The sequence below is a fragment of the Microcystis sp. M049S2 genome (assembly GCF_020245625.1).
Classification (GTDB): Bacteria; Cyanobacteriota; Cyanobacteriia; order Cyanobacteriales; family Microcystaceae; genus Microcystis; species Microcystis ichthyoblabe_A.
Window position 1 is genome coordinate 21255 of sequence record NZ_JADBUN010000005.1, and the last position, 12367, is coordinate 33621.

At 44.0% G+C, this 12367-nt stretch carries 11 protein-coding genes; 6 read left to right on the plus strand and 5 right to left on the minus strand.

Annotated features, from left to right (window positions below; genetic code table 11):
• Positions 1–61 precede the first annotated feature (61 nt).
• Positions 62–1747 carry an iron uptake porin gene (locus IM496_RS00470; RefSeq protein WP_194017397.1) on the minus strand — a complete coding sequence of 562 codons (1686 nt, stop codon included), beginning with the start codon at positions 1745–1747 and terminating at the stop codon, positions 62–64.
• Positions 1748–2359: 612 nt separating this feature from the next.
• Here IM496_RS00470 and IM496_RS00475 point away from each other — a divergent pair.
• From IM496_RS00475 to IM496_RS00485, 3 genes are read left to right on the plus strand one after another with little or no spacing between them, the layout of a single operon-like run.
• Positions 2360–3181, plus strand: coding sequence for a Ycf66 family protein (locus tag IM496_RS00475; RefSeq protein WP_194017395.1), 822 nt, complete (start codon positions 2360–2362; stop codon positions 3179–3181).
• A 12-nt stretch (positions 3182–3193) separates the two neighbouring features.
• On the plus strand, positions 3194–3730 hold the full coding sequence (locus IM496_RS00480) for a TolB family protein (protein WP_194017393.1): 537 nt from the start codon (positions 3194–3196) through the stop codon (positions 3728–3730).
• A complete protein-coding gene (locus tag IM496_RS00485; protein WP_002793901.1) occupies positions 3727–4245 on the plus strand; it encodes a TolB family protein in 519 nt (172 codons plus the stop codon). The genes IM496_RS00480 and IM496_RS00485 overlap by 4 nt, the downstream gene beginning before the upstream one ends.
• Before the next feature lie 166 nt (positions 4246–4411).
• Here IM496_RS00485 and IM496_RS00490 read toward each other — a convergent pair whose 3' ends face one another.
• Complete coding sequence (locus tag IM496_RS00490; protein WP_287660929.1) at positions 4412–5509, minus strand: patatin-like phospholipase family protein; 1098 nt, start codon at positions 5507–5509, stop codon at positions 4412–4414.
• A 278-nt stretch (positions 5510–5787) separates the two neighbouring features.
• Positions 5788–7077: a glucose-1-phosphate adenylyltransferase gene (locus IM496_RS00495; RefSeq protein ID WP_002784562.1), complete on the minus strand. Its 1290-nt coding sequence runs from the start codon at positions 7075–7077 to the stop codon at positions 5788–5790.
• Between the two features lie 206 nt (positions 7078–7283).
• Between IM496_RS00495 and IM496_RS00500 the strand changes: the two genes are divergently transcribed.
• The 3 genes from IM496_RS00500 to IM496_RS00510 all read left to right on the plus strand — a co-directional run bounded on the left by IM496_RS00500 (position 7284) and on the right by IM496_RS00510 (position 10797).
• The gene (locus IM496_RS00500) at positions 7284–8648 is read left to right on the plus strand and encodes a collagen-like protein (RefSeq protein ID WP_287660930.1); all 1365 of its coding nucleotides are present in this window, start codon (positions 7284–7286) and stop codon (positions 8646–8648) included.
• Between the two features lie 334 nt (positions 8649–8982).
• On the plus strand, positions 8983–9969 hold the full coding sequence (gene dusA, locus IM496_RS00505) for a tRNA dihydrouridine(20/20a) synthase DusA (protein WP_287660932.1): 987 nt from the start codon (positions 8983–8985) through the stop codon (positions 9967–9969).
• Positions 9970–9984: 15 nt separating this feature from the next.
• The gene (locus IM496_RS00510) at positions 9985–10797 is read left to right on the plus strand and encodes a DUF362 domain-containing protein (protein ID WP_194016188.1); all 813 of its coding nucleotides are present in this window, start codon (positions 9985–9987) and stop codon (positions 10795–10797) included.
• 283 nt (positions 10798–11080) lie between these two features.
• On the opposite strand, the gene IM496_RS00515 is transcribed toward IM496_RS00510, so the two are convergent.
• Positions 11081–11431 carry a Rieske (2Fe-2S) protein gene (locus IM496_RS00515; protein ID WP_002731942.1) on the minus strand — a complete coding sequence of 117 codons (351 nt, stop codon included), beginning with the start codon at positions 11429–11431 and terminating at the stop codon, positions 11081–11083.
• A gap of 8 nt (positions 11432–11439) precedes the next feature.
• Complete coding sequence (locus IM496_RS00520) at positions 11440–12021, minus strand: DUF1997 domain-containing protein (protein ID WP_149106723.1); 582 nt, start codon at positions 12019–12021, stop codon at positions 11440–11442.
• Between the last annotated feature and the right edge of the window lie 346 nt (positions 12022–12367).

Genomic DNA, 12367 nt, shown 5'->3' on the forward strand with positions numbered 1-12367 from the left:
TAAAAAAACGGTGAGATCTATAAATCCCACCGTTTTAGATTGTTTAATCAATCAACTCAGCTTAGAAGCGGAAAGTTGTCCGCAGAACACCAACATAAACAGTACCGTCACTGCGGTTGTTAGCGTTGAAGATCGCATAGGCACCAGGAGTGATCAGGATGTTTTTGGTGACTGGGAACTTATACTGAGCTTCCACCATATAGGAAGTGCCATCTTCTTTATCGGAACGGGGTACTTGACCACCTCCGAAAGAAAGGGCCGCACCTTCGGCAAAGAGATCGAGAACGGAAAGGTTAAGGTTCCAAGACCAGATACCAGTGTTATTATCTCCGATCGCAGCATTAACACCAGTGGCCGAGGCGTCGGCATAGCCACCCCATGCCGCTATATTTAATACTCCAGGTATAACTTGGGCGCTACCCTGTAAACCGAAACGGTTAGCTACAGTACCGACGTTTCCGAAGGGTCGCTCAGTCAGAGGGCTGCTGACGTTACCGAATAAACCAGAACGAATATCAGCAGCGGTTTGATAACTGCGAACGTAAACGAAGTTAATATCGGCGAATTTGATAAAGGAGAAACCTACTTGCGCGCCAGCACTGTAGGAACCATTGAACAAACCGTTTCCTTCGTTAGGATTAGAGGCACCACTGCCCGCTAGATAAGCCCCTGTAACTTGGAAAACATCACCGATCTTGAATCGAACCCCTGCACCTGTGCCAGAAGGACCGCGGAAGACGATGTTATTGTAGCGTTGACCGCGAGATAAAGCACCCGTGCCGCTATCGGCAAGGAAGGGGTTAGCAGTGGTGAAAACGTCATCTAGGTTTAACTGGTTAGCACCAACCCAAACGGTGATGTTACCGAAGGGAGTGCCGATGGGAGCGCGGTAGAACAAGTCATCGATGGTGACATCATTGTCACGACCGTCATCGTATGCTAGACGGCTCATATTAGTTCCCGTCGGACCGCTCTGGTTGAAGGTAGAACCAAAGTTACCCGCTTGTAAACGGGTTCTTAACATATCTTTACCAGTGAAGCTGGTTTCAAAGTTGAGACGAACCCGATTGTTGAATACAGCCTGTGCGCCACCTGGAGTACCACCAGGAGAGACAGTTCCGTCGGTATTCGTCACATCAGACCGACTGCCAAACCCATCGGCGATACTGAAGATTACCTCACCTCTGAGTTTGGTGGTGGTAGAAAATTGATTATTTTCCAAGAAAGAAACGCGCTGTTCGAGGTTATCTACTCTGGCCCCTAAAGCCGCTAGTTCGATCTCAAATTCTTGAACAAGACGTTTTAGTTTATCGATATCTTCTCTCAGTACACCCACACCATCTTGAATTAAACGTTCCATGACGTTTAAACAAGCGTTTAAACCGGCGGCAAATTCCCAACGAGTGGTGGCGCGATCACCGCGGAAGGTACGGTCGGGATAACCAACGATACAACCGTAACGTTCCACAAGGCTTCTTAATGCCTCGTAGGCCCAAGCGGTGGGAGATACGTCCCGCAGTTGGTTAACGCTAGTCACCTGGGACATGGAACCTTGATAGACACCTGTATTAATCTGCTGACTACTTTGAGCGCGTTGAATGCGATCGAGTTGCTGCTGTGCAGCGGGATCAATTTTAAGTTGAGGTGTACCGGGCATAGTTTGAGCCACTGCGCTGCCAGCAGCCGCTACGGAAGCACCTAATACTAAAGGAGTTACCTTTACTAAATTCTTGAATAGTTTTGACATGGGTCAATCCTCACACCTTATTCTATGGATTGAATGGACTATGAATACAAACAGACTATATGTTTAGCCTGAATTATAATCACATTCTATGCTAATTCCCTCTTGGCTAGGTTAAGTTAATTTTATGATATGACAGAAAAATTTCTGTCTGACCTTATTAAAATTAGGACCTACTTACTTGACAAATTAACCATGATGTGCATCAAGGAAAATCCCTCCTTTCAGACTTGCGGCGATTAACTTCCCCACGATAGCGATCGCTGAAAAGTGATCAAGAAATCACGTTAAAATGCCCGAAACCCAAAGACCACATTTAGTCAATCCTGTCAATAGGCAATTTCTAAAGATTTTGTTAAAATCTCAGCCTTATCAGTTATCAGTTATCAGATGTGAGTTTTCAGTTCACTGATTACTGTTGACTGATCACTGATAAAATCTCCGCACTCCCCTAACAATAGTTGTGTGAACGAGGGTGGTTAATATATTGCTAGACTTTGGGGTTAGAATATAGCTCGATGCCTAGAGTTAAAAACAGCAGGATTGCTTCTGAAAGCTGAGGGCTAGAGATAAAGACTCGATTCTTAAATTTAAGCACCGAGAAGGGAGATAAAGATGGTCAATTTTGGGCTGAATTCGGCCAGTATCTTAGGAATTTTTCTGGCAGTAGCCGGAGCCGGGTTATACTTCCTGCGCTCGGTGCGGCCGGAACTTTCCCGCGATCATGATATATTTTTTGCCGCCGTTGGTTTACTGTGCGGTTTAATTCTACTTTTTCAAGGGTGGCGACTGGATCCGATTTTGCAATTCGGACAATTTCTGCTGACCGGGGCAGCGGTGTTTTTTGCCTTCGAGACGGTAAAATTGCGGGGTTTAACCACGGAACAGGCCCGCCGCGGCACATCTTTTGTGGATGAACGTCCTGTGAGTCGGGAATATCGGGCTGAATTGGAACCCCTCGACACCTACGAACCAGAGGAACGTTACGAAGATAATCCCCGTTTACGCGGTTACGATGATCCTCGCTCTTCGCGCACTTCTACTTCTAGTTATCAGGACGAGGAACCCCGCAGCACCCGCACCCGTCGGCCGGCCGATACTAGCAGTCGCAAAACGGCTAATCGTCGTCCCCGCAATAGTTCCCCCACTAGCGATCGAGATGTTTATGATCAGCGCCGTAGCGGTGATGATTGGGAAGAAACCAGTTCCCGTCCCCGTCGTCGTCCCGCTAGTGAAGAGACGAGCAGTAAACCGCCCCGCACTAGCCAAAAACGTCGTCCTCGCCCAATAATTGAGGATGATCCGCCATTTAAAGGGGAATACGTCGATTATCAACCGATCGATCCTAGGGATGCTGGCGATCAAGAAGATTGGCAGAAACCGGATAATAGTGAACGGGAGTCGAGTAATGATCATCCGACTAGGTTTGATTATTAAGGAGTAGGTCCGATGACCAAAGCTCCCTTTTTCCTGTTTATCTGCTTGTTTTTAGGGGTTATAGGCGGTTGTAATCTCAATAACCCCGGTTTCTCTACAGGAACCCTCAATAGTCGCTATAATGACGAGAAACCTGCCCTGAGTGGTGATGGTCGTTGGCTGGCTTTGCTGTCTAATCGTCGCGGTAGTAATCAGATACTGCTGTATGATTTGCAGACAAAACAATACCAGACCCTAGGGGGATTATATACGGGTCAAGAAATTACCGATAGCCCTAGTTTAAGCCAAACGGGGCGTTATCTGGCTTATGTGGTGATTATTGAGGGTCGTCCCGTCATCGCTTTATATGATCGCATTACCGATCGTTCTGAGTTATTGAGTCAAAATTATCGCGGTTGGTTGCGAAATCCCCGTCTTAGTCCCGATGGTCGTTATCTTGTCTTTGAATCCGCTCGTCGGGGACAATGGGATGTGGAGGTTCTTGATCGCGGTCCGAATATCGAGTTAGATATTGCCGATGGCAGTCCCGTTGAAAGTCCCAAACCGTGAAACGTTATTTTTTTATTAGTCTTGTTGCTGTAATTAGTTTGTTAACTGGATGTGCGGGTTATCCCAGTTTATTGTCTTTTCCTTTCGATCGAGGGGGGAGAAGTTTAAATAGTGCTGCTAGTGAATTAACTCCCTATCTTGCCTCTCGCTATCTCGTTTTTGCTTCCGATCGCAATGGTTCCCAAGCTATCTATCTTTTTGATGCTATTGATCGCCGTTTATTGCCTTTACCTGGCCTAAATTCTCTCGATCAGATCGCTTCTAGTCCTTCCATTAGTGAAGATGGTCGTTATATCGTTTTTACTGCCAGTCGTCAGGGAAAAACGGCTATTTATCTGTACGATCGACAAACTCAACAGAGAAGGGAAATTGCTCCCGATCTCCTCGCGGAAGTACGCAATCCGATCATCAGTGCCGATGGTTCTAAAGTGGCTTTTGAAGCGGCAAAAAATGGGCAATGGGATATTATGATTTACGATCTATCCGGACGGGTATTAGTCAATGAAAATCAGTGATCATTAGACCTCTTGTAAAAATCAAAAATTGTTGTTAGGGTTAGGAGTCCGTAGCCAGTAGCCAGTAGTCAGGAGAATTAAGAATGAATAATAATCAATTAAATAGTCTATTGACATATTTAATGCCATTTACTCCTTATTTTTGCCGTTTTTGAAACCTCAAAAATTATCCTAAACCCATAGCTTTTAGTCGATGTTCTAGAAACTGTTTTCCCTGTTTTTCGCCGTCAGCGATCAGACGCTGGATATTGGCAGGAGAGCGATCAAGTTTACTTTCATAGTTGAGACTATTGGCTAATTCTGCAGACATTTCGATCATCGGGATATGGTAATCTTGATCGGGATCTTCTGGGAAAGATTTAGGAATTTTAAATGGTTCTGTTAAGGCAATCTCCCGCAAGAATTCCTCTTTAAAGGCTCCTTTAAGAAATAATTGATTGAGAAAATCAATCTGATCGAGACCTTGAAATAGGGAAACATTGCCTTCTAATTCATTGCGGCGATCAGCAATATCATCGGATTGCACGGGGATCTTATCTCTAGAGGTGGGATTAATTTTAATTACCCAAATTTCATCGGGAATATTTTCGATTCCAACAAATTCACGGCGAATTAAAGAACGGATGGGGGGATTATCAGAAAATAGTCCATCCCAGTAGGCCATAGTTTCAATGGTGACAGCAGGAAAAATGTTAGGAACACAAGCAGAAGCTAGGATATGTTCAATTTTAACTGCTTCCTGGCGCGAGCTAAATTTACTTAACTTTCCTGTCAGGATATTACAGGCCCCAATTAATAAAATTGGGGGTTCTGGTTTAGCTCCCCAAGTGGCTAATTCCGAAAAGTCAATATGCGCTCTTAGTAACTGATCAAAGTTGGTAAAGCGACTGCGTAAACCGTAGGTAGCTATAGAAAATAAGGTTTTAGTAATTGGAGAGGAAGGACTGAGATTATACTGGGGAATTAATCCTTTGCTGGCTAATTCTAGAGCTTTAATAGCTGAGTCATTAAATAGTTGTTCTTGGGGAGTTCGAGCGCTATTATCTTCCCAAAAATCAATCATTCTTTTCCAAACGATGCTATCACCTTTTTTGAGAGCATACCAGGTGAAAAAGGCACAGATAGCACCGCCAGAAGTACCACTGAGACTGACAATATTAAAGTAATCTTGCACTTTATTGTCAAATAATGCTTTTAATGCACCTGCAGTAAAAGCAGTTTGACTGCCGCCTCCCTGACAAGCGATCGCAATTTTGGCTTTCATAAATATCCTTTGAATGGCTTCTATCTAAGCCCTAGGCTTTTAATTTAAGGTTAATTGAAAACCTAGAATCAGAGCCAAAAATATAGAAATTTTTTTGATTTTCAGAAGAGCTGCTCGGTAGATGTTGCCATCACTTTTAGAAAAGGATAGGATTTCAAGGGAATTGTCTAGGCAATTAGCTTAAGCCATCAGTCTTCAGCTAGAACAAGGTGATAATAACTAGAAAAACTGATAACTGATAACTGATAACTGATAACTAATAACTGATAACTGATAGATTAAATCACCGTGCCGTCGGGAATAGTGGCATTTTTGAAAATAACCACGATGCCGCTGCGAACATAGAAACCTAAATCTTCGCGATTAGCTTCTTCCACACGATCTTTGTTAACAATTAAAACATTGGAACCAATGCGAGCATTTTTGTCCACAATTGCCCGACGAATAGTGGAACCAGGGCCAATACCCACGGGAATTTTGGCATTTCCGATCAGACTTTCCCGTTCGGGGAAAGACTCATAAAAGTCGGCTCCCATCAGCATTGTATCCTCGATCGTGCAGTCTTTGCCGACTCGACTACGAATACCTAAAATCGAGTGATGGATGCGACATTCTTTGAGAATACAACCTTCAGAAATCATCGATTCTGTCACCGTACAATTGAGCATTTTTGTCGGTGGCAGATAGCGAGAACGGGTATAGATGGGGGCTTTTTCGTCGTAGAAACTAAAGGCGGGATTGGGTTGTTGAGTCAGGGCGAGATTAGACTCATAAAAGGCTTCAATCGTCCCGATATCTTCCCAGTAACCCTTAAATAAATAAGCCTGAAGATTGTAGTCTTTAGCCGCCGAGGGAATAATTTCCTTGCCGAAATCGGTCTGTTCTTTATTGGCATCGAGCAGATCGATTAAAACATTCTTTTTAAAGACATAAATTCCCATGGAAGCGATGTAGGGACTTTGACGAGCTTGGTCGGGACTTAAGCCTAAAATCGTCGTATCTACCCGCATTCTTTCCAATTCTGCCCCTTTGGGTTTCTCATAAAAATCGACAATTCGCCCCGAATCATTGATTTTCATCACCCCAAAAGCGGAGGCCCGACGTTCATCGATGGGAACCACTGATAAAGTGATATCGGCGTTGGTTTCCCGATGGCGTTCGATGAACTTGCTGTAGTCCATGCGATAGAGATGATCTCCCGAGAGAATTAGATATTCATCGATATCCCAATCCTTCATCGTCCAGATGTATTGTCGTACTGCGTCGGCCGTGCCTTGGAACCATTGAGGATTTTCCATGGTTTGTTGAGCCGCCAAAACTTCCACGAAACCATCGCTAAAACCCGTAAAATTATAGGTACGATTGAGGTGACGATTGAGGGAAGCGGAATTAAATTGCGTCAACACATAGATTTTGTCAATCTGGGAGTTAATACAATTGCTGACGGGAATATCGATTAAGCGATATTTTCCCGCTAGGGGGACGGCAGGTTTTGCCCGCAGTTTCGTTAACGGATAAAGGCGAGTTCCGGCCCCGCCACCTAAGATAATAGCTAATACTTTTTTCACGCGCGTAACCCTCGCGATTGGCTGTTTCCTTCTCAAAGTAAGTGTAGGATGATAGCGCACCTTATTGATAGAGGGGAAACAAAAATCTAGATCCAAAAGTCATCAAGAGGGAATTGATCGGAGTCTTTGCGGATAAATTCGCTAAAATCATGAATTTCTGGGCTAAATCATTAATATTCACCTTTTTTCTTCCTTTACCTTACCTAATGCCCGCCACGGTGACTGGCGATCGCTGTTCTTGGTTAGCCCAAGGTTCCGATGTACAGACTTTCGGTAAACAAGGTCAAAGTGGGAAAGCTGGCAAGGTCGGCAGCCAAGGCAAAAATAGTGACAGTTTAACCCTTTTTCTCGATGGTTCTCCCCTAAAACTCGATATTTCAGGACAAAAAGGGGTTGATGGTGAAAATGGCAGCAATGGCAGCGATGGCAACTGTAGCGGTCAACCGGGCAACGTCACACGAAATCTCCAGGCGGCCGGTGGTGGTAACGGTGGCAATGGGGGTGATGGGGGTGATGGGGGCAATGGCGGCGCTTTAACCCTCTATGCCACTAATTTAGATTTTCTCCGACAAGTAACGGTCAATGCGGCCGGAGGTGCCGGGGGTTTTGGGGGTCAAGGAGGCCAGGGGGGCAAGGGTTGTCGCTGTTCCCAACCCTTCTGGACAATTCAAACCTGCAGCGGTAGGCCAGGTGATGCCAATTATAGCTGTACCACCCGAGAATTTAGCTGTCAGGATGGTCTGGATGGGGCGACGGGTAATAGTGGTCGTAATGGTCGCGAGGGACGTTTAGGACAGTTAACTTTAATTCAAATTGATCGCCCTTTAACTGCCGATCAACCGAGCGCAACTGTTGCCCTTGCGGAGTTAAAAGAACGGGGTTATATTCTCTCTAAAAATAGTTGGGAAACTCGCACTGGGGCAATGTCTTTATTTTCTCCCGGTTCCCTGATCGATGATCAATATCGGATTTTATTAGATCGATCTGAACGTTCTTTTATTTTAATTTGGAATGCGCCCCAAGAGTTTAACCGGTTTGCTAATCAGCGTTTTACTTTAACCCTCGATGATCAAAAGGAAATGAGGGTAACTGTCCCCAGTGAATTGTGGATCGAGGGAACCACTCAAAAACGCAATAATGTTACGGAATTTGTCGTTTATAATGCTGTTTTTGAACGAGATGTCACCCAATTAGAAGCAAAAGGTATTACAGGAAATGGTACTGATTTAAGGCTTTTTCTCGAAGATAAAGCTTCCCAATCAAATTTAATCGGCACTAAATTTAAACTGCGTTATCGCGTCACTCGTTGGCAAGCAGATGACCTGCAAACCAGTCCCAGAACCGATTTTGTCACTCGCTATGAAGGAGATATGCCTGCTAATTTAATCCGACAGGAGGGCAATCAATTTATTCTGGATATCGGTCAATTACCCTTACCCGTGGAATCTTTGCGATCGGGTACGGGGATAGAAATCGAGTTACTTGCTACTCGTTCTTTTGCTGGTTATTCCAAAGAACAAAAAATCGTCATCCGCGACACGATTAAAGGGGCAAATATCCCACGGAGATAAGTCAAAAAAGTCCCCTTCTCCTTTCTCTCGTGCAGTCTTAACCAGTAATTTAGATAGCCAACTTAAGTAGCTGGTTATAGTTAAATTAAAAATAGATTTTAGGTTCGATCCCCCCTTAGTCCTAGGGTTGATTCATAGTAGGGTTGATTCATGAATCAACCCTACCCTTAGTCCCCCCTTGATAAGGGTGGTGTCTGATAATTTTTAACGCCTACCTACTTACCAAAAAGCTTTAAAATATGTTGAGAGGAAGACCGGTTCTTCTCTGGGGAAACCCAGAGAATGCCGCGATCAGCGATCAATGGCTACCCTCAAGGAGAAAATCAAGGGAAAGATGGGCAATATTTTAAGTGTGGCGCCGATGATGGATTATACCGATCGCCATTTTCGCTATTTTTTGCGACAAATTAGCCGTCGTCCCCTTCTCTACACGGAAATGATCACGACGATGGCGATTAAACACGGCGATCGCTATAAGTTGCTGGGGTTCTCCCTAGCAGAAAAACCTCTAGCTTTGCAGTTAGGGGGTGATAATCCCTATCTTTTGGCAGAATGTGCTAAAATAGCCGAAGATATGGGTTATGACGAGGTAAATCTCAATGTGGGTTGTCCTAGTTCTAGGGTAAAAGAGGGCAATTTCGGCGCTTGTTTGATGGCTAACCCGGAATTAGTCGCTAGGGGAATATCGGCAATGAATCAAGCTGTATCGATTCCCGTGACTGTAAAACAGAGAATTGGTATTGATGATCAAGATAGTTACGAAAATATGGCGAATTTTGTCCGTATTGTTGCAGATGCGGGTTGTCAACATTTTACCATCCATGCGCGGAAAGCTTGGTTACAGGGATTAAGTCCTAAGGAAAATCGCACTGTCCCCCCCCTGCGTTACGATGATGTTTATCGCCTAAAAAATCAGTTTCCCCATTTGTTTATTGAAATTAATGGCGGTATCATTAATTTAGAACAGGCTAGACAACATTTACAATTAGTAGATGCAGTTATGATCGGTCGGGCAGCATACGATAATCCCTATTTATTTGCCACAGTCGATCGAGATTTTTATGGGGAATCGGCTACTCCTCCTACCCGGGAAGAAGTAATCAAAAAAATGCTTCCCTACATCGATGAATGGGTGAGTAAAGGTTATAAATTACACCAGATCAGCAAGCATCTTTTACAGCTTTTTGCTGGTCAGCCCGGAACTAAAGCCTGGAAGCGTTATATTAGTGAAAATAGCCATTTTCCTGGGGCCGATTCTGGGGTAATCTGGCAAGCTTTACAGCAGGTAAATTCCCTAAATGATCTGGCCAATTCCCATTAATTTATTTTCTTTTCTATGATTACCCAATCCTCAATTACTGCCGGGGTAAAAAATTCAGCTATGGCGGATTTTGTTTATCAACCTCCCCCGGCAGCTATCACAGCTAAACGTATTTTAATTAAACCTAATTTAGGTTATCCTGTGCCACCACCAGTAACGGTTAGTCTGCCGGTATTAAGTCAAGTTTTGCGGGGATTGAGAGGGGTAAATCCAGGGGCAGAAATTATCTTATTAGAGGGAGTTTGTTCTGCTATTTCTTTGAGAGAAATTATCGATATTTTGGGGGTAAAATCTATTCTCGATCCTGGAATAACTATTCTTGATGCTGATAGTTTAACCCAGCAAGAATATCCGAATCTTTCCCCTTCTCCTGTCCGTTTTCCCTCGATGTTTGCCCCTAAAATTATCGAAGAAGTGGATTGTCGGATCACGATTGGAACCTTAAAACGCACCCATTTAAAGGATAAACCCCTGATTTCTGCTTCTTTAAAAAATCTCTATGGACTCTTTCCCCGTAGTCATTATAAAGCGCGTAGTCCTAACTCGCGGGGGCAATTACATCGCCCCTCCGTACCGCTAATTTTACAGGATGTTTATTTTTGTATCGGTCATCTTTTTGATGGGGCAGTGGTGGACGCTAATCTCAAATATTTTAGTAGCAATTGGCGACCGGATCGAGGAAAATCTATTCCTCTCGGTCAAGTGTTTTGGGGTGATGATATGATTAGCGTGGATCGCAGTGCTTGCCTCTTGGGTGATGAACCGATGCCGAGTTATTTAGATGCGATCGATTTGCTTCGTTCTCAACTTTTAAACGGAACCAATTAAAGTTAATAATTTTTGGCTAAAATAGGCAAACACTTGTATTAAATAAGCTCTGGCTTATTATTTCTACTGCAAAGCCTTCCGCTCCTAGGCTGACATGACGGTATTTTATACTAAATCCTGTTTAAAAAGTATAGGAGAGTGAGGATCACCGGAGCGGGGGGAAATAATCTATAACTGGGTTTTTACGGAAGCGGGCGAGGTAGGGTTTGGCATTCTCCAAGATTACCCCATTGTCGAGTGAACTACTCTTTAGGTTGCCCCAAAACCCCCCTCGGTGAGGATGTCAAGCGTCTATCCAGATGCTGCCGTCTTCGATGCGAAGGGGATAAACGGGTAAAGCTTGGGGTTGAGAAACTGCCGCCATCGCTTTGTTAACCACAGGGGGCCAGGTAATCCAGTCTTTGACAGCACCACTACAGAGATCAAAAGAACTACGATGCCAGGGACAAACGATCGCGCCGTCTTCGGTAATTTTGCCCTTGGTCATCGATAATTTTAAATGAGGACAACGATTACCGACGGCGTGGAATTGACCGTTATTGTTAATCAACAGAATGGAATTTTCCCCCACTTTTACCACTTGACGGGCGCCGGGGGCAAGGGAATCTACAGATAATACTTTTGTCCAACTCATATTTTTATTTAACTAAGGGAGAGATCGAGAATCGTTTCGGGGTAATTTTGGGCAATAATGTCCTGTTTAGCCCATTGTTGGTAATCTTGCAACAATTGACTCATTAAACGCTGTTTAATCCGCAATAAAACCCCTTTTAAGAGACTATTACCGGCGATTTCTAACAGCGGACGCGGGGTTAACCATAATGGTGGTGGTAAGGCGACTTTCACCTCAAGATTGGCTTTTCCCGCTAGATAGGTTTGATTATTTTTTTCCACAGGAGCGAGTTTGCCTTTAACATTGAGGCTAAAGCGATCGTTGATATAATCAATACCTTTGATCTGACAGTCTTCTGATTGCAAAAATATCGTCCCCTCAGAGGTAGCCCAGACATTAAGAATAACCGTGGGCTGAAAATAGTACATATTCAAGAAGTTTAGGGGACGCATTTTTAGGCGAAACCTATTCTCAGACAAGTGTTCTGTTAAGCTAGTCTCAACGATAGCCTGTACTAATCTTTGCGGTTGGCGCAGATAATGCTGAATCGGGATGGTTTGTTCAGCAACAACAATTTCTAGGGATTCGGCAGCGGTAAAAGTTACTTCCATACGTTGGTTATCTTAAATTTGTCTCCCTTCTTAATTTTACTTTACAAAACTTATACTTTTCGACGGTCCAGATGTAGAAATTTTATCGCTAAGAGGGGACACAAACCAGATTTTTGCCCAAAGTTAGGCCTTTTTCAGTGATCAGTGATCAGTGGGGGGTTTAAGTCAACAGTGGGGGGAGCGGGTTTTTCAAGTTGGATTGGGAGTTAATCATGCTATTAAAAACCGATTCAGTATAACGGTAAAGTTAGACCGTCTTCACCGATAACTTTGGCTGAGTCATAAAGCTTCGATCGTAACGCGCCCACCTTCCACTGCCTCAATCTGAAGTTTAAAGCCATACAAA